The 17925-nt window shown below is 58.0% G+C and carries 15 protein-coding genes; 6 read left to right on the top strand and 9 right to left on the bottom strand.

The window, feature by feature from the left end:
* Window positions 1-107 precede the first annotated feature (107 nt).
* Genes ACYVG7_RS09545 through ACYVG7_RS09535 form a run of 3 tightly spaced genes read right to left on the bottom strand, consistent with a single transcriptional unit; the run spans window position 108 to window position 3912 of the window.
* Entirely contained in the window at window positions 108-1325 is a 1218-nt protein-coding gene (locus ACYVG7_RS09545; protein ID WP_043851121.1) for a TniQ family protein, read from the bottom strand.
* Window positions 1322-2230, bottom strand: coding sequence for a TniB family NTP-binding protein (locus tag ACYVG7_RS09540; protein ID WP_043851122.1), 909 nt, complete (start codon window positions 2228-2230; stop codon window positions 1322-1324). The genes ACYVG7_RS09545 and ACYVG7_RS09540 overlap by 4 nt, the downstream gene beginning before the upstream one ends.
* Window positions 2231-2232: 2 nt before the next feature.
* Window positions 2233-3912 (bottom strand): Mu transposase C-terminal domain-containing protein, encoded by a 1680-nt coding sequence (locus ACYVG7_RS09535; protein ID WP_043851131.1) that lies wholly within the window; start codon window positions 3910-3912, stop codon window positions 2233-2235.
* 242 nt (window positions 3913-4154) lie between these two features.
* Between ACYVG7_RS09535 and ACYVG7_RS09530 the strand changes: the two genes are divergently transcribed.
* From ACYVG7_RS09530 to ACYVG7_RS09510, 5 genes are all read left to right on the top strand, one after another.
* Window positions 4155-4535, top strand: coding sequence for a type II toxin-antitoxin system RelE/ParE family toxin (locus ACYVG7_RS09530; protein ID WP_014237541.1), 381 nt, complete (start codon window positions 4155-4157; stop codon window positions 4533-4535).
* The gene (locus tag ACYVG7_RS09525) at window positions 4528-4818 is read left to right on the top strand and encodes a helix-turn-helix domain-containing protein (protein ID WP_202946016.1); all 291 of its coding nucleotides are present in this window, start codon (window positions 4528-4530) and stop codon (window positions 4816-4818) included. The genes ACYVG7_RS09530 and ACYVG7_RS09525 overlap by 8 nt, the downstream gene beginning before the upstream one ends.
* Before the next feature lie 399 nt (window positions 4819-5217).
* Window positions 5218-6189, top strand: coding sequence for an HlyD family secretion protein (locus ACYVG7_RS09520; protein ID WP_460882905.1), 972 nt, complete (start codon window positions 5218-5220; stop codon window positions 6187-6189).
* Between the two features lie 6 nt (window positions 6190-6195).
* On the top strand, window positions 6196-8961 hold the full coding sequence (rbbA, locus tag ACYVG7_RS09515) for a ribosome-associated ATPase/putative transporter RbbA (RefSeq protein WP_460882904.1): 2766 nt from the start codon (window positions 6196-6198) through the stop codon (window positions 8959-8961).
* A 2-nt stretch (window positions 8962-8963) separates the two neighbouring features.
* The gene (locus ACYVG7_RS09510; protein ID WP_460882903.1) at window positions 8964-10097 is read left to right on the top strand and encodes an ABC transporter permease; all 1134 of its coding nucleotides are present in this window, start codon (window positions 8964-8966) and stop codon (window positions 10095-10097) included.
* Window positions 10098-10507: 410 nt separating this feature from the next.
* On the opposite strand, the gene ACYVG7_RS09505 is transcribed toward ACYVG7_RS09510, so the two are convergent.
* From ACYVG7_RS09505 to tnpA, 3 genes are all read right to left on the bottom strand, one after another.
* The gene (locus tag ACYVG7_RS09505) at window positions 10508-10792 is read right to left on the bottom strand and encodes a hypothetical protein (protein ID WP_460882902.1); all 285 of its coding nucleotides are present in this window, start codon (window positions 10790-10792) and stop codon (window positions 10508-10510) included.
* A 57-nt stretch (window positions 10793-10849) separates the two neighbouring features.
* Entirely contained in the window at window positions 10850-11332 is a 483-nt protein-coding gene (gene pilL2, locus ACYVG7_RS09500) for a PFGI-1 class ICE element type IV pilus protein PilL2 (protein WP_460882901.1), read from the bottom strand.
* Window positions 11333-13012: 1680 nt separating this feature from the next.
* Window positions 13013-13429, bottom strand: coding sequence for an IS200/IS605 family transposase (tnpA, locus tag ACYVG7_RS09495; RefSeq protein ID WP_460882900.1), 417 nt, complete (start codon window positions 13427-13429; stop codon window positions 13013-13015).
* A gap of 44 nt (window positions 13430-13473) precedes the next feature.
* Here tnpA and ACYVG7_RS09490 point away from each other — a divergent pair, with 44 nt between their 5' ends.
* Complete coding sequence (locus ACYVG7_RS09490; protein ID WP_460882899.1) at window positions 13474-14679, top strand: RNA-guided endonuclease InsQ/TnpB family protein; 1206 nt, start codon at window positions 13474-13476, stop codon at window positions 14677-14679.
* A 150-nt stretch (window positions 14680-14829) separates the two neighbouring features.
* Here the strand turns inward: ACYVG7_RS09490 and ACYVG7_RS09485 are convergent, their stop codons facing one another.
* From ACYVG7_RS09485 to ACYVG7_RS09475, 3 genes are read right to left on the bottom strand one after another with little or no spacing between them, the layout of a single operon-like run.
* Window positions 14830-15291, bottom strand: coding sequence for an AcaB family transcriptional regulator (locus ACYVG7_RS09485; protein ID WP_460882906.1), 462 nt, complete (start codon window positions 15289-15291; stop codon window positions 14830-14832).
* Window positions 15292-15310: 19 nt separating this feature from the next.
* Complete coding sequence (locus tag ACYVG7_RS09480) at window positions 15311-16090, bottom strand: hypothetical protein (RefSeq protein WP_460882898.1); 780 nt, start codon at window positions 16088-16090, stop codon at window positions 15311-15313.
* Entirely contained in the window at window positions 16087-16998 is a 912-nt protein-coding gene (locus ACYVG7_RS09475) for a DNA replication terminus site-binding protein (protein ID WP_460882897.1), read from the bottom strand. Before ACYVG7_RS09475 ends, ACYVG7_RS09480 begins: the two co-directional genes overlap by 4 nt.
* Window positions 16999-17925 lie beyond the last annotated feature (927 nt).

Genomic DNA, 17925 nt, shown 5'->3' with positions numbered 1-17925 from the left:
GCCTGGGAACCATCCGCTTTCGATACCCGCATGTAGCCAATCAGCATTTTGATCCTGTCACATATACGTTCGATTATGTGACATTGTGTGCCGGAAAGCTCAGGCCGTCAAAATTCGTCACTTAACCCGTCATTCTGTCTAAGACACGCAAAGGGTCCGTCAGGCTCATAATGTGACAGAAATTCCGCGGGGATACCTTCCTTCGCGAAGGTGGCGCGCAACTGTTCCAGGGAAGCGGGGTCGCGCCTACCATAGGAAGCCAACGCGAACAGTGAGCGTGCCGTCTCGGGGTTGTGCCGCGCTTCAATGATGGCCTCGTCGATGGCCTGGACTGCACGCTGCCAGTGATTGATGGGTTCGGGCTTCGGCGTTTTCGTCGGCAGGCCACTGGTGAAACCTGTTTGGGGTTCTGACCAGAACAGCTTTGCCTGCTCGCCTGGCGGGCTGATGTCCCTCACCTCAATCAAGCTGATTGCCGTTGCCGCCGCCTCCAGCATCTGTAACCGTATTACCGGGTTCAAGGTTTCATACGGTCGCCACAAACTTTGCCCAGCACGCAGCGGATGCCCGCAGCCTTCCCAGACTTGGCGGAGATACCCCGCGCAGGTTCCGCACGCGGAAAGCGGGGTGTTCAGCTCATCGAGCAGCGTGCGAAGAAGTCGAAACCACAATCCGGCGTGGATGCGTCGGCGCGGCAGCTCCACGTGACCGGTCGTCAGTGCCTGCCAGGTACGCTGATCCATCGCCGCAATCGCGTCGCTGGCGGTGCGCGGTTCGGCGTCGGCGTTCTCCCAGCCGAGAAACCGCCCAGGCACTCCCCAATAGGATTCCAGCCAGCAGCCATGCAGCGGGCAGCTCAGCATCAGGGGCAGCTTCCAAGCGAGCAGTACGGCTTGGTTCTCTGGATCGTTTAGGCAGAGCGGACAGGCGCGGTGTATCGGCTGGCCGGGCAGCCAGGCACGCCAGCTCGTGATGGATCGTGTCTTTCGGCGGAGTCTTGGCAGCAGCACCGAGAGCTGAAATGCATAGGTTTCCAAGGCGTCTGGAATCTTGTCATCAAGGCTGTCCAGTAGCCAAGGCACCCATCCGGCGAAACTCATACAGCGCAGCCGGTCCAGCTCGATGCCGCTCCGCTGGGAGAGCATCGTCAGCAGCGACAGTGGTGGCGCAGTGTCCAAGTCATCGACCTGACCGTAGCCAAGATCGTGCTCCAGCAGCTCGGACAGTTCCATGTGATAGCAAAGGGCCACGCGGTTGAGCCACGAAGACAGGGCTTCGCCTTCCCTGGGAGCCGGATGCAATGGCCAGCGCAGCGCTGGCTTCACATCAGTTCCCGCTCGAATTGCCGACGCCGCTCGCTGGGTCCGGTGTAATCGGCCATGCCGAGCGTGCGGTGGTTGATCGCTTCCTCTCCGCTCTCCACGGCGGCGACGGCCGCTGCCATCAACAGGTGTGCCAACTCGCCAATGGTGCCCTCGCTACGCGTGAGCAGGTAGCGGGCCATATCCAGCGTGGCAATCGACGAAGGTCGCCGTAGCGGGAGCGAAGCCGCGAAGCTGGCCAGCAGTGAGCAGCAATCGTCGTTGGCCTCCCATACCGGCAGCAGCATCGGCTCGAACCGGTTCTCCAACTGATCGTCCGAACGGATGACCAGATAGGCGTCGCGTGTGCCGACCCCGGCCAGCGGAATGCGCAGCTCGTTGCCGAGAAAGCGCAGCAGGTTGAGAAATTCCCGGCGGTTGACGCTATTGCCGGCCAGGACGTTGTGCAGTTCGTCGATCACCAGCATACGCACACCGACCTTGCGCAGCAGTGCCAGAGCCAGTTGCTCCATTTCCGGCAACCGTGGGCGTGGGCGCAGCGGCGCGCCCATCGCGGCGAGCAGCGCGACGTAGAAGCGGATCACGGACGGCTCGGACGGCATCTGCACGACCAACACTGGGATGTACTCCTGGTCGGCGTCGGAGCTGGCCGGGTGGGTGCGGCGGAACTTCTCGACGATCATCGACTTGCCATTGTTGGTCGGGCCGACCAGCAGCAGGTTGGGCATGCGTTGCTTGTTTGGCCACGCATAAAGGGCTTCCAGCCGGTTCAGCGCCTCGACCGCGCGCGGATAGCCGATCCAGCGGTCGGCGCGAAGGCGCTGGATGCGCTCGTCCGCCGGCAGCCGAGCCAGCCCCTGCGCCGCCGGCAGCAGGTGGGACAGGTCGATGATGGGATATTGGTCCACGGCTACCACTCCTCAATCTGGTCGAACGGTTTGGCGGGCGGCAAGTTGTCTGCCTGCGGGTCGGCAATATCCGTATCCGGCGGAACGGGCTTGTCCGGCCGAGCTGATGTCTTGAGATGCTGGCGGCGATCCGCGTCACGCCGCGCCTTGCGTGTGGCCTTCTGCGCGCTGGTCACAATCTCACGCATCTGGCCGATCATGCGGAACAGCGCCGACTCATCCACCTGTTCGCGCCCTTGCTGCCGCAGTTTCGCCAGCGCCTGCCGTTGTTCCCACAAGGTGACAGCCGGATGTGACAAGGTACGGTAGGGAATTTCCAGGTAGTGCTGCCCCTCCGGTTCCAGCACCCAGATGCGGCTGATGTCGCGCTGGTCGCGCCGGATCAGGAAGGCGGGTAAACGGTCGCGCCGAGCGATCCACGGTTTGAGCGCGTCAGCGTAGTAGTGGATGTGGTCGATGACGAAGCCAGTGCGGGTCAGGGTGCGGCGGAGGATGGGCAGAAAATCGACCAGAAAAGCTGTGGCGCGAGTGACGACGGCCGGTACGCCGGCACGCGCCACGGCCTCGGCCCAGCGCGCGGCCGGCGGTTGGAGCAGGCCGTTGTGCACCGAACCGTGGTAGGTGCCGACCGCCAATGTGAGCCAGCGCTCTAGCTCGCGCAGCGTCAGGGCGGCCTTGTTTTCGGAATCGTAGTCGCCGCGCTGGTCAGGGTTGGAGAAGGTCGTTCCCGGCAGTTCGTCGTGAATCATCTGCATCGCCGTGCCGATGATCCGTTCCACGATGCCCCCATAGTGGGGCTGTCCCAGCGGGCGATAGTCCAGCCGGATGCCATGCTGCTCGCAGCCACGGCGCAGCGCTTCGCTCTTGAACTCGGCCGCGTTGTCCAAGTAAAGCAGTATGGGCTTGCCGCTCATCGGCCAGTCCATTTCCACGTTCAGCCCTTCCAGCCAGGGACGCTTGTCGCAGGCGATATGCGCCAGGCACAGACCGACCGAGACGGCAGACGGCGCTTCCAGCGTGACGACCATACCGAGCACGCAGCGGGTGAACACGTCGATGGCTAGGGTCAGGTACGGGCGGCCAATCGGTTGCCGGTCGCGCTCATCGACTACGATCAGGTCGATGACCGTATGGTCTATCTGCACCTGCTCCAGCGGCGCGGTCACGGCAGGAGGCTCGCCGCCAACACCTTGTAGGTCACGAGCGGCATCCTGGCCTTCCCGTCGGCGAATGACCTTGCGCGGGTCAAGGCTAGCGATCCGTAAGGCCACGGTATTGCGCGCCGGCACTCGCAGTTTTTGAGCCTTGCACACCTGAGTGACTTCGCGGTGAAAGGCCGCTAGGCTGCGCTTCTGCTTGGTCAGGAACCGCTTTTGCAGTAGCTCGTGGATGACGCGCTCGACCGGTTCCGGCAAGCGCCCCTTGCCTTTACCTCCACCGGACTGGCCGGGCACCAGATCCGTCACGAGGCCGCTGCCTTGCCGGGCACGCCGGATCAGAACGTACACCTGCCGCCGAGACAAGCCCAGCGCCTGAGCCGCCATATCGGCCGCTTCGTGCCCGACCGTCTCCGACTGCGCCAACGGGCCGATGATCTCCGCACGACGGCGCGCACGCTCCCAAGCCTCATCAGGCAGAGTGGCCACGCCTTGTTCTGGAATCCGTGGGGTGTCCGTCGCCATGCTCACCTCGCTTTGGTGCACACGAGTATTGAGCATAGTCGAGATTGGTGCAGATCACTTCTGATATTGAACTGTCAGGAGCTGGCTGCACAACAGCCATTATGCCCAATCAACTGGTGCAGTCGTCTTCTGAAAATGACATAAATTGTCCACAACCAATTTAGCTATTCATGTTGGCCAGATCGACGCCAGAGTAGCGTCGGCCATTGACTTCAGTGTTGCACCAAGTGATACAATGAGTCATGAGAGTTTTCAAGACACGGGTATTTGATCGTTGGGCTGGGAAAGCTGGCGTCACCGACACCGCTTTGTTGAAGGCCGTTTCAGATATTGAACGCGGGCTGATTGATGCGGATCTGGGTAGCAACCTGTTCAAGCAAAGGGTGGCGCTACCTGGACGAGGCAAAAGCGGTAGCACGCGCACTTTGCTGGCCACACGGTTCGCTGGCACGTTGTACTTTCTTTTCGGGTTTGAGAAGAAAGATCGCGACAACATCACCCAGCGCGAGTTGGGGATTTACCAGAGCCTCGCGAGCACATTGGTCGTGCTCAGTAACGATCAGATTGAAACCGCGTTGAAAGCCAACGAATTGATGGAGGTGCAGCATGAGCCGAATGATTAACGAAGCCCTGGAAACGATGCGTGGTTTGCATGACATCGGCGCAGTGAACAAGCAAACATTGCGTGACTTTGAAACACAATGCCTGCCACCGCCGGCCTACACGGCGGAAATGATCCGGCGCTTGCGGGAGAGCCTGCACATCAGTCAGGCCGTCTTTGCTGCCTACCTCAACGCCAGTATCTCTACCGTTCAGAAGTGGGAAAACGGAGATAAAAAACCCAGTGGGGCTGCGGCACGATTGCTTTCAGTGATTGAACGCAAGGGGCTGGAAGTGCTGGTTTGAACAAGCTGCCTGTAGCGAGAGACGCAGCAACCGATCAAATTTTGGTGAAGTCATTCGTCATTTTTCTATGATCGGCAGCTTTCGGCCACAACCAGCCGTAGCATTCCCGAAAAATCGAGCTATCCGAACGGCAGTTAACTCATCAGAGATCAGTCATTCGTAGCCTTCAGGTCACTGGCAAGTAATCGGCCTTATGTGGAGCTCCACATAAGGCCGAATAGTTACCTTCGTTAAATCCTCATCAAACGAACCTGTAGAAATGGCCTGCGAACGACAGCCAGATCAACTCCCCAGAAAATTGATCTACGGCAAGCCTTGTCGTTTTCCCCGGCCTATAATTCATATGAATAATGACCGTATGGTCAGTAACTGATCGGGTGACTTATGGAACGCGGGCGTTTGAAGAAGTTTTTCATTTTTAGCCTTTTTTTGGCGTTGACCTCAACAGGCGGGTATTTCCTCTATCAGCAGCGTCCTGCCAGCTTGCCAGCGGGGCTTGCGTCGGGGAACGGGCGGTTGGAAGCGGTTGAGGTGGATATTGCGACCAAGATTGCCGGGCGGCTGGCGGAGTTGGGGCCGCATGAGGGCGACACGGTCGAGGCGGGGGCGGTGGTGGCGCGACTGGATGCGGACGATCTGCGCGCCCAGTTGCGGGCGGCCGAGTCGCAGGTGGTGCAGGCGCGCAGGGCGGTTGAGGAGTCGCAAGCCGGGGTGCGCAAGTCGCGTACCGATGTGTCGCTGGCGGGCAAGACCTTGAAGCGTTCGGAAAGCCTGGTCGAGAAGGGCTTCATCAGCAAGAGCAGGCTGGATACCGACCAGACCGGCATGGAAGGCGCGATGGCCGGCATGGATCAGGCGCAGAGCCGGGTGGCCGAGGCGGAGGCGGCTTTGGCTGCCGCCGTGGCGAAGATGGATAGTTTGCAGGCAACGCTGAACGATACCTCTCTCAAGGCGCCGATCAGCGGCCGCGTACTCTACCGGTTGGCCGAGCCGGGCGAGGTGCTGGCGGCGGGCGGCAAGGCGCTGACCCTGCTCGATCTTTCGGACATGTACATGACGATCTACCTGCCGACCGACAAGGCCGGCCAGGTGGCGCTGAACAGCGAAGCGCGCATCTTGCTCGACGCCTTGCCGGGACAGCCGATTCCGGCGGTGGTCAGCTTCGTGGCGCCGAAAGCGCAATTCACGCCGCGTGAAGTCGAAACGCGTACCGAGCGGGAAAAGCTGATGTTCCGCATCAAGGTCAAGCCCGACCCCGCCTGGCTGGTGGCGCATCGCGATCTGGCCAAGGGCGGTTTGCCGGGCGTGGCCTATGTGCGCCTCGACGCCAACGCGCCGTGGCCGGCCAACCTCCAGATCGACGGGAAGTAAATCGTCATGGACCGCGTGCCGGTCGCCAAACTTGCCGGCGTCAGCCACCGTTATGGGGCGGTGACGGCGCTGGAGGCGGTCGATGTCGTTTTGCCGGCCGGCTGCATGGTCGGTCTTATCGGGCCGGATGGCGTTGGCAAGTCGTCGCTACTGGCGCTGGTTTCCGGGGCGCGGCAGATTCAGGCGGGCAAGGTTGAAGTGCTGGGCGGTGACATCGGCGACCGCCGTTTCCGTGCCTCGGTGCAGCCGCGCATCGCCTACATGCCGCAGGGTCTGGGCCGGAATTTGTACCCGACGCTGTCGGTGTTCGAAAACGTCGATTTCTTCGGCCGGCTGTTCGGGCAGGGCAAGCGCGAGCGCGAGCAGCGCATTGCCGAACTGCTGGCCAGCACGGGTTTGTCGCCCTTCCGCGACCGGCCGGCCGCCAAGTTGTCGGGCGGCATGAAGCAGAAGCTCGGCCTGTGCTGCGCCTTGATCCACGATCCCGACCTGCTGATTCTCGATGAGCCGACGACCGGCGTCGATCCGTTGTCGCGTCGCCAGTTCTGGGAGCTGATCGACAGCATCCGCGCCCGCCGGCCGGGCATGAGCGTGCTGGTGGCGACGGCCTACATGGAGGAGGCCGAGCGCTTCGACTGGCTGGTGGCGATGGATGGCGGCAAGGTAATCGGCACCGGCACCCCGGCCGAACTGCGGGCGCAGACCGGGCAGACCACGCTCGACGGCGCCTTCATCCGCCTGCTGCCGGAGGAGCGCCGGCAGGCACACCATGAATTGGTGATTCCGCCGCGCGTCGGCGATGGCGGCACTTACGCCATCGAGGCTGACGGCCTGTCGCAGCGTTTTGGCGATTTTACGGCGGTCGACCACGTCAGCTTTAAGATCGAGCGCGGCGAAATCTTCGGCTTTCTTGGCTCGAATGGCTGCGGCAAGACGACGACGATGAAGATGCTGACCGGCCTGCTGCCGCCGACCGAGGGCGTGGCCAAGCTGTTCGGCAAGGCCGTCGATGCCGGCGATCTCGAAACACGCAAGCAGGTCGGCTACATGTCGCAGTCCTTCTCGCTGTACGGCGAACTGACGGTGCGTGCCAACCTCGACCTGCACGCGCGGCTCTTCCATCTGCCGGACGACCGGCGCGGCCCGCGCATTGCTGAACTGATGCAACGTTTCGGGCTGGAACCCTACGCCGACAAGGCCGCCGCTGAACTGCCGCTTGGCATACGCCAGCGCCTGTCGCTGGCCGTGGCGGTGGTGCATGAGCCGAAGCTGCTGATCCTCGACGAGCCGACTTCCGGCGTCGACCCGGTGGCGCGTGACCAGTTCTGGGCGTTGCTGGTTGAGTTGTCGCGCCAGCAGGGCGTCACCATTTTCATCTCGACGCACTTTATGAACGAGGCCGAGCGTTGCGACCGCATTTCGCTGATGCACGCCGGCAAGGTGCTGGCCAGCGACACGCCGGCCGGCCTCTGCGCGGCACGCGGCCAACCGAATCTTGAGGCGGCTTTCATCAGCTATCTGGAAGAGGCGACAGGGGTCGAAAAAGCGCCTGTTGCACCCCAAGGGCACTTCCTGCGGGGCGCGGTCGACCCCGAAAAACAGGCAAAAATGGAGGTCGACCGCAGCAGCAACAAAGGCGGGCCAAGCGCCTTCAGCGCCCGCCGCCTGCTCGGCTACGCCTACCGCGAGGCGCTCGAACTGCGCCGCGACCCGATCCGCCTGGCTTTCGCCTTGCTCGGCTCAGTGTTGCTGATGTTCGTGCTCGGCTTTGGCATTTCGCTTGATGTCGAAGGGCTGCGCTTTGCCGCGCTGGACCGCGACCAGTCGCCGGAAAGCCGCGCCTACATCCAGAACATTGCCGGCTCGCGCTATTTCATCGAACGCCCGCCCATCATCGACGATGCCGATCTCGACCGCCGCATGCGAAACGGCGAACTGGCGCTGGCCATCGACATTCCCGCCGATTTCGGCCGCGATTTGCGGCGCGGCCACTGGCCGGAAATCGGCGTCTGGGTCGATGGCGCCATGCCGTATCGCGGCGAAACCGTGCGCGGCTACATGCAGGGCATGCACCTGCAATACGTGCAGCAGATCTTCCGCGAGGCGACCGGCGTCGAGACGGCCTACCCGGTCAATATCGTTTCCCGCTACCGCTACAACCAGGATTTCAAGAGCATCTACGCGATGGTGCCGGCAGTGATTCCGATCCTGCTGATCTTCATCCCGGCCATCCTGATGGCGCTCGGCGTCGTGCGCGAGAAGGAACTCGGCTCGATCACCAACCTCTACGTGACGCCGGTGACGCGCCTCGAATTCCTGCTCGGCAAGCAGTTGCCGTACATCGTCGTGGCGCTCATCAGCTTCGTGCTGCTGGTCATCCAGTCGCAACTCATGTTCCATGTGCCGATCAAGGGCAGCCTGCTGGCGCTGAGTTTCGGCGCTTTTCTCTACGTGATCGCCACCACCGGCTTCGGCCTGTTGATCTCGACCTTCACCAGCACGCAGATCGCTGCGCTGTTTGGTACGGCGATCCTGACCATCCTGCCTACCGTCAGCTTCTCCGGGCTGACGACGCCGGTGGCTGCGCTGGAAGGGGCGAGTTACTGGATCGGCCAGTTCTTCCCGGCCAGCTATTTCCTGATCATCAGCCGTGGCACCTTCACCAAGGCGCTCGGCTTCGCCGACCTCTGGCCGCAGTTCATCGCGCTGGCCTGCTTCATTCCGGTGTTGACCGCACTTTCGGTGGCGCTGCTCAGGAAGCAGGAGAAATAGCCATGCGCTTCGTCACGCTATCCAACATCTACCGCTTGGGCTTGAAGGAGTTGCAAAGCCTGCGCGCCGACAAGGTGCTGCTGATCCTGATCTGCTGGGCTTTTTCGGGCGCCATCTACACGGCGGCGACCGGCGCCTCGCAGGAGCTGCGCAATGCGCCGGTCGCCGTGGTTGACGAAGACCAGTCGCCGTTGTCGCGGCGTATCGTCGGCGCGTTTTACCCGCCGTATTTCCGTCCACCGCAACAGACGACACTGGCCGAACTGGACAAGGGCATGGATTCCGGGCGCTACAACTTCACGCTGGTCATCCCGCCCAACTTCCAGCATGACGTGGAAACCGGCCGTAAGCCGGACATCCAGCTTAATATCGACGCGACGATCATGAGCCAGGCCTTTATCGGCGCCACCTACATCAAGACCATCGCGCTCGGCGAAGTGAACGAATACCTGACCGGCACCCGCGACAGTGCCGAATCGCCGATCAAGCTGACCACCCGTGTGCGCTTCAACCCCAACCTGATCGGCGTCTGGTTCGGCGGCGTCATGGAGGTGATCAACAACGTCACCATGCTGACCATCATCCTGGTCGGCGCCGCCTTCATCCGCGAACGGGAACACGGCACCATCGAACACCTGCTGGTGATGCCGCTGACGCCCTTCGAGATCATGATGGCCAAGATCTGGGCCAACGGGCTGGCGGTGCTGATTGGTGTCACGTTTGCGCTGCTGGTGATGGTGCAGCAGGTGTTGAAAGTGCCGATTGCCGGCTCGCTGCCGCTGTTCCTGGCGGCGGCCGCCTGCTACCTGTTTGCGGCGGCCTCCATCGGCATTTTCCTCGGTACGCTGGCCCGCTCGATGCCGCAGTTTGGCTTGCTCGTCATTCTCAGTATCATTCCGCTGTTAATGCTTTCCGGCGGCGTTTCGCCGCGCGAGAGCATGCCGCAGCTAGTGCAGAACATCATGCTGGCTGCGCCGACCACTTACTTCGTCCGCCTGGCGCAGGCCATCCTCTACCGGGGTGCAGGCTTCGACGTGATCTGGCGCGATCTGCTGGCCATGACCGGCGTCGGCGCCTGCTTCTTCACGGTGGCGCTGCTACGCTTCCGCAGGGCGGTGACGCAGACGCAGGTTTGAATCAGACGCCGTTTGAAGCCTCTAAGCGCATCGTAAATCTGGCAGGCTTTCTCGCAACCGCTCACAGTGGGCATTTCCGAACAGGCCAAGCCGTTTGGTATTAAGCGTGAGACTCTGGCTGGCAGGTTTATGACCAGCAACCGGCCATATCACTTTCAATTGTCATCAGGCCGGATTGGGCACAAACCGGAAGCCCATAACTCGATGGGATGACGAGGTTTTCTAACTGTAAAGCCAAATCATTAACGATGACAAACGCCTAACCAGGTTTTCCGTTCCACTGCGCCCCAAACCCCATCTTCCTACAGGGGACTTTCACCCCATCAGTTCATGCCCATGCTGGGCGTACACAAGCCGATGCACGCGGAGCCAGCTACGCTCCACAATTTTTGTGGTGCCGCTGCGCTCTTTTACCACAAAAATTTTTCCACTACGCCGGCCCGGTGATCAACCCACTCCGCGGGTTCTTCGTTGGGCTGTTGATCTCCCTCGCTAGCAAAAACCTCGGTCGTTGGTTGTTGCTTAGTAGCCGGCAGCGTAGGTTCCGGTTCCCCCATTACGCTTGCAACGACACTAGCAATTCCCCATGGGTCATTTGTTGCTGGCGCTTCTGGCTTTACATTTTGGTCGGCAAATTTGCCGCCTTGATTCGTACTGTTACTGTGAGGATTCTGTTCGTGTTCGTTCGTCATCATGGTCGCCTAATTGGTGGCTCTATCTCGCCGTTACGCATCCACTCAAATGGAGTGGCGTTACTGACACTCTTGCTCGTCGCCAAGCTCTTCGTTGGTCATTCCGTTGTCCGCATCACCAGGCTGAAGAATTGGCGCGAAAGAAATCTGACGACGAACCGGATCGACTAACAGGATGAAGGCATCACCCGCCAACGCTCTCAGTGCAGATTGCACGGTCACATAGGAAAACTTTCTCTGAATACTTGGCAGCTGGAGAGCCAACATGATCTTGGTTTGCTCAGGGAGTTTTTCTGCATCCATCAATGTGTAGCCAGTTTGGTCTAGCGTGTATCTCACAGCTTGCCCGACCGTCATGACCGTTGGTGGGAACGTGAAGCTCACAACCGTTAGCAGCGGGTTAGACTGACGCAGTTCAGGGGTCGTATTGATCGACGTGTAGCGAGATATTGAGTGTCGGTTGTTGGTGTCGGCCGCAACCGCCTTGCCACCAACAAGCAGCGTGAGCGTGATGACGACGGGTAGTAGTTTCTGATGTCTCATGATGCCATTCCGGGATGTTTAACTGTGGACATTCTACCACCCACTGTTCAAGCAAATTGCATGGGACAAGGGCGCGTCAATTTCGACAGTGAGTGAGCGACCCGGTGTAGCAAACCACGCAATCCAACCCCCCGCTTTAGCGCATCAGATGCACGTTCAATGATGGTCTGTTTGATTGAGTTTGGCTGGTGGTGCTGTATTAACTACAGCTTGCTTGCTGGTGGGGATAAGGCGGAGGAAAACTGACTGCGAATATTTGGCGTGGAGCAGAATGAGCATTATTTGTGGCGTGGGTGATTGTGTATTCGTTGTCGCCATCTAATTTATTTTCGTGCGGTAGAAATTATTAAGGCGCCCATATGGCGCCTTAAAAGAAATTGATTCGCTATTAGTGTCAGAGGGGTGGTTTATTAACACGCCCTAATTGGTTGCTCAGTTGGGAGGAGGATTAACCCCGGCCTATGTCACTCCCTTGGCCTTTCGCTGTGCCAGGGCGGGAGCATACTTTGATTTAGGATGATTTTTGCTCAAAAATGGCGTGCCAAATTGCATAAGTCATCAGAAAAATTCATTTTCAAGCGGGAATTTTAACGTCATGCACCTAATGGATAAAAATCATACGAAGTATGCTCCCGCCCTGTCGCTGTGCCGGGCTAGCCCCGACTACATGGCCGTTCGTTTTAACCGACGAACTGCGCGGCGTCGTTTGTCATGTCAAACATGACGGTGTGAATGTACTCGGTCCTGGCGATTCGATCAACCAAGCCAAGATCAACGGCCAGAGCAAGGGAATGGAAGGGCAAGGGAATGGGCAGTCTGCGCTGCCCTTACCCTTAAAGGGGGGTGCGGGGGGAAATGAGGCCTAGAGATTATGCGGCTTGATGGGCAGGAAAAATGCCCGATCGGTAATGGGGGGGGTCATTACCGATCGGGGTGGACCGGTAATGGGGGGGGTCATTACCGGTCAAAGAATGGCCAATTACTCAGCTTTTCGGATTTGCATGGGTCTTTTTCCTGGGTGGTACAAGCTGTCGATCGGTAATGGGGGGTGCCATTACCGGTCCAAAATGCCCGATCGGTAATGGGGGGGGTCATTACCGATTGTTCCGCACGAGTCTTGTTTTGGCCTAAAATCCCGCCCGATCGGTAATGGGGGGGGGCATTACCTGTTTCGTCTGAATCCCGGTTTGATGGGTTTTGACCGAATATCGCGCTTGCAGTCGGTCTACTGCGAGAGATTTTTTTTTCAGATTCCCGCTGTTTCGTGATCCGTGTCAACTTTTGGGGGCTCGATCGGTAATGGGGGGGGTCATTACCGATCGGGGCTTTAGACGCGAAACCATCAATCAGCACAAAAGGAAAAGCCCACTAGGTGGGCTTTGGTGTCCTGCCTATAGCGCGTTCCCGCTTTGCACGAAGAGCTATTTGAGCATTTAGCTTTTCCAACTCCTGTTGGTAGATGGATAAGCTGATTTTCTGGCCTGTAGTTAAATTAACGTCCAGGTTTTCGAAATTAGCACATCGCTGCTGACTACCGACGACGTACCACCTCAAATATATCCGGCCATAACTCTTTGATGGAATAACCCGGATGTTATGGCAAATATTTATCGGATAGCGCGGAAAACCTCGCCGTTCAGGGCGAGGATGAATAGCGCAACGGCGAAGCCGTTCTGAGGGCTACGCCGGAGTTTGTTGCTGCTCAATATACTGCCGAATGATCTCAATCGGCGCACCACCACAGCTCCCTGCAAAATAACTGGGCGACCAGAGCGCACCGCCCCAGAGTTTCTTTTTGATCGAAGGGTAATTCTTTTTTCGGATCATCCGGCTGGAAACGCCTTTCAAGCTATTCACCAATGCAGATACCGACACTTTGGGCGGGTAATTCACCAGCAAATGCACATGATCATCCTCACCGTCGAACTCAACCAGCTCTGATTCAAAATCAAGACAGACCTTTTCAAAAAAGATTTTTAGATCATCCAGCACTTCTTTGGTAAAGACATTACGGCGGTATTTTGTCACAAAGACCAAATGAACGTGCATCCTGAAAACGCAGTGTCTACCACGTCTTAAATCACTTTCTTTTTGCATAGACCAACCTATAATCAAGGAACATCCTCCAGTATGAGCAAGCCATGCAACGACTGCAAGCCTACAAATTCGAGCTGATCGCCACTGGAGAGCAGCAGCGCCAGATGCGCCGTTTCTCTGGTGCCTGTCGGTTCGTCTATAACAAGGCACTGGCGTTGCAAAAAGAACGACATGAGCAGGGCGAGAAAAAGCTCTCGGCCTTTGAGCTGAACAACCTGCTGCCCCAGTGGAAGGCTGTGCCGGAAACAGCCTGGCTGGCTGATTCTCCTTCGCAAACACTGCAACAGGTGCTGAAAGATTTAGATCGGGCGTACAAAAATTTCTTTGCCAAACGAGCAGACTTCCCGCGCTTCAAAAAGAAGGGTCAGTCAAATAGCTTCCGCTATCCTCAGGGGGTGAAACTGGAGCAAGGCAATAATCGACTCTTCCTGCCCAAGCTCGGCTGGCTGCGTTACCGCAACAGCCGGACGGTGGAAGGTGAGATTAAAAACGTCACGGTCAGTCAGGTTTGTGGTAAGTGGTATGTGTCGATCCAGACCGAGCGGGAAGTTGAAATTGACGTGCATCAGGGCGATGCTATCGGCATTGACATGGGCATTGCCCGCTTTGCCACCCTGTCCGATGGCCGTTTCTACGCCCCGCTCAACAGTTTCAAACGGCACGAAACCGCTTTGCGCAAGGCGCAGCAGGCTATGAGCCGCAAGGTAAAATTCAGCAATAACTGGAAAAAGGCCAAAGCCAAAGTTCAGCGCATTCATTCCAATATCGGCAACAGCCGCCGTGACTACCTGCATAAAACCTCAAACGACATTAGCAAAAACCACGCGATGGTGTGTGTTGAGGATTTGCAGGTCAAAAACATGTCAAAATCAGCGGCAGGAACCGCCGAGCAACAGGGTAGGAATGTCAGGGCGAAGTCAGGCCTGAATAAAGCTATTCTCGATCAAGGTTGGTTTGAGTTCCGTCGCCAGCTCGATTACAAGCTGGCATGGAATGGCGGCCACCTGATCGCCGTTCCACCGAAAAACACCAGCCGGACGTGTCCGTGCTGTGGTCACATATCGAAGGATAACCGCGCCACGCAAGCTCGGTTTGCCTGTGTGGAATGTGGCTTTGAAGATAACGCCGATGTGGTTGGTGCGATCAACGTATTAAGGGCGGGACACGCCCGATTAGCCTGTGAAGTGAGTGGTGCGACAATGCCGCCAGCAACAGGAACCCGCCGAGGTGAGTTAGGCGTTCGCGTCTAGCCACGGTAGGAATCCCCTCACTTTAGGGAGGGGAGGATGTCAATATATCTTCGTTCCACTGCGCTACAGCTTTATCTATCTTTGAAACAACACCCTCTATTGGAATATCACAGAGGGTGTCGATGCCTTCCAGGCTCACGCGCATCGCAATCAGACGTTCAACGTAACAGTTGTTTCGGCCTCGAAATATCCTTGCGATCTGTCGCCAGAACTACGCTGCGCAGATGAATGGATTTCCGGGGCAAACTGGTTACGCACTGTTCCTTCGATATGTTCTTTCGTTGGTATAATCTGCAGCTTCTTGTAGTGCTCGAACGCATCACGCGCACGCTGATTGTTAGCAGCAATGTCGTTTCGATCGACATCATAATGCCGATATGACGCGCACATACTGATCGCAGAGCGACACAGCTTAACGGCTTCACCGAGGTACGAGTTCTTTGCTGGAGTTGTGATTACGCCGTAGTGAGTTGCTTGCATGACGCGAGTAACGTACTTATCTATGGCTAGCACAAGGAACAGAAATCGATAGTAGATCACGGAACCACTTCGCACAGAAAACGTCACCGGATTGGTTGATAGTGCATTTGAGTATGAGAAACTGGCGGGCAGTTTACTCTCCAGGAATGCATTAAGGTGTTCGAGTTTGTCTGCAATGTCTCAAGGTGGATGTTTCAGCCGTAGCGCTCTGTGCATCAACTGTCTCGTTCTGGCGGTTTTCGGCCTCCAGTTTGCGGCGCTTCACTTGGGCTGCATTTTTTCGCAGGGTTTGTTCGAGGGCCGCCCGGTATTGGATATTCCCCCGCATAAATCCGACAAGACGAGGAAAATCCAAGCTCAGATTTTTGCATAGCCGTTTGGCGGTAGGGTGCGTTGCCCGAGGGGAGTGATTGGGGCGGAAGTTCAATATGAAGTCCCGATCACCAGGTTGCGTTTCCATGGGTACATCCACATCCGAGGTTAGCTCGATGTCAAACAGCTTGATGATGGCCCGTTCTGGCGAGAATCGCTGATTCAGCACCAGATGAGAGATCCGGTAAAACAGTTGGCGCCGGCGCAGCATCTTGGCTTCCTCATTGGCGAGGGCCAGCCACGTTTCATCAGCTGTTGGGGTTAACAGCGTACTGGCCGTAATCGGCATGATGGATGCTGCCAGGCGGCCCTTTTCCACGACTCGAGGCTCGAATTCGACGATCTGCCCGACAAATGGCAGGGACTCATCGATCCAGTGCGCCGGAGTCAGGAGATATTCATTGGCAGCCATATCGCGGATGATCCCGGTGGGACCGGATGGCGACATGCTGGTGGAAAAAACAAAGCCCCGGATCGTGTCTGGAATGGCGTCTGTTTGTTGGTTGTCCTCATCCTCGTAGTCGAAGTCGTCCTCGAGGTCATCTTGGTGGTGGGTCATAGAGTTGTTTCCTTTTGGTATAACCACAGACGCGGGATAAGCGGCTCGTCGGCGGTGGATTTGGGTCTGCGCGGAGCGCGACGGTTGTTGGCATCATAGTCTGGCAGCTCGCCCATGGCTATTTTGTTTGGAGACAAGATCAGCAATGGGGTAGATGCAACGACCATTTTAGGGCCTGCAGCAGTTGTTAGCCAGGCCTGCGGCTGAACCGGAAGTGGGCGTCGGATCTGCAGTTGGGCGTCGGCCGGCAAGCTGGCCAATAACTCCTTCTCCTTCTCCAGCTGCTCGATCCAGTCGCTGGGGTCGATCATTGACTTGGGTGGGCACTGCTGGGCGTGAGCAATGGAGCGCAACAGGCTATCGCGGGTTACGTTTTTTTGGCTGTTTTTGTGAGCCCAGCAAAACGAGACGCTCCGGACCTCCAGCGAGGGCAGGGGGATCTGGCGATAGAGTTGCAGGGTCATTAGGCCCGGGAACATGCTTCTGCTATGCAGGAACTCGTGACGATCTTCGGGGTGCGAGAGCGCAGGGGCTGATGTCACCAGCGACTTGAACTCTTCGCGGTCGGCGTTGATCTGCAGCACGATGCCCGCGAGCAGGTCATTATCATCGGAGTGAACCTGGATCGCGCCCGGGAGGCGGAAAACCAAGCGTGTGTTTTCTCCTGGGAATGCACTGAGGCGGCCCCAGGCATCAATGGCGGCCATCAACGCTTCATGGCCGGAGAAATGCTGGGTCGGGATGAATACCTCGTTGCGAGTTTCGGCGTCTGGGTCGTGCGGAGGCAGCGCAAACACTTTGGCCTGGATGAGCTGTGCGCCGATCAGGTATTCACGGAGTAGCGCCAGCTGCTGAACTTGGCGCGTCATGATGTCATGTAGACGAATGGAGAGTTGCGATAGTTCCATAGCAGGTGGCCCCGACGTGATGTTTGTTGTGCATATTATGAGCGATGTTTTGATGATTCTCAACCATCATACCCCTACAAGGTGAGCTATTCCTCGTCGCCACTCCCGGCGGCCGGTCAACATTTCTCTCCCTGAACCAGCCTCGTCGTGCCGGGTTCCTTTCTCAACTTTGCGTTTATCCGGATAGCTTGCTGGTGGCTGAATTTACACAGTCTTCTTGCCGGACCGCCCGGCGGGCGCGTAAGAGAAAGGGGAAGAGAGAGAAGAAAGAGAAAGAGAGAAGAGATTTACACCGAAGCATCGGCGCGACATCCAAAAGAGCAGGTTTAGCAGGAGGTAGAGCGCGGTGGATGTATCTCACATAGGGGTATGATGGTTGAGACTTTTCACCTCTCCCACCCCAAAAGGTTGCAACCGCAGCCCAAGGAATGGCGGAAGCCGATGCCGTCGCTACCGATTGGCTGAGTAAACTGAAAGAACAGGCCGCAGCCACGCTCCCATAAAAAAGCCAGTCTCGAGGACTGGCTTTTGGGTTTGTGCGCCCAGCATGGGCGCATGCCTGCGGGTGAAAGTCCCGCCGTAAGTTGATCACAGCGAACGAAGTGAAGCGCAACTGCATGAGGGCGACCGAGTGTGGGGAGGAAGCGTGGAGCATAAACCGCGAGTCGATGAACAAGAATCGGATAGAAGGCGCTGCCGAGCAGGGCGAGTGGGCATAAGACCGCGAAGCTCTCGTGATCAAGGCGAAGTGGCGTAGATCCGGCGATTGTGCGGTGAAGGTGTGCGTTCTTACCTGGGGAGATCTCGCCTTGTGGCTGAAAGGCCGACGCCGAGTGGCGGAGCGAGAAGTCATAGATGGTCGCCCCCGGTTTGCCAAGCTCTCAATCGATGACAGTGAGTAAGGTGGAGATTGCAGCCATAGATCCG

It is taken from the genome of Pseudaeromonas pectinilytica (assembly GCF_054780855.1).
Note: the sequence above shows the minus strand (reverse complement) of the source record. Positions and strands in the feature narration are given on the sequence as shown.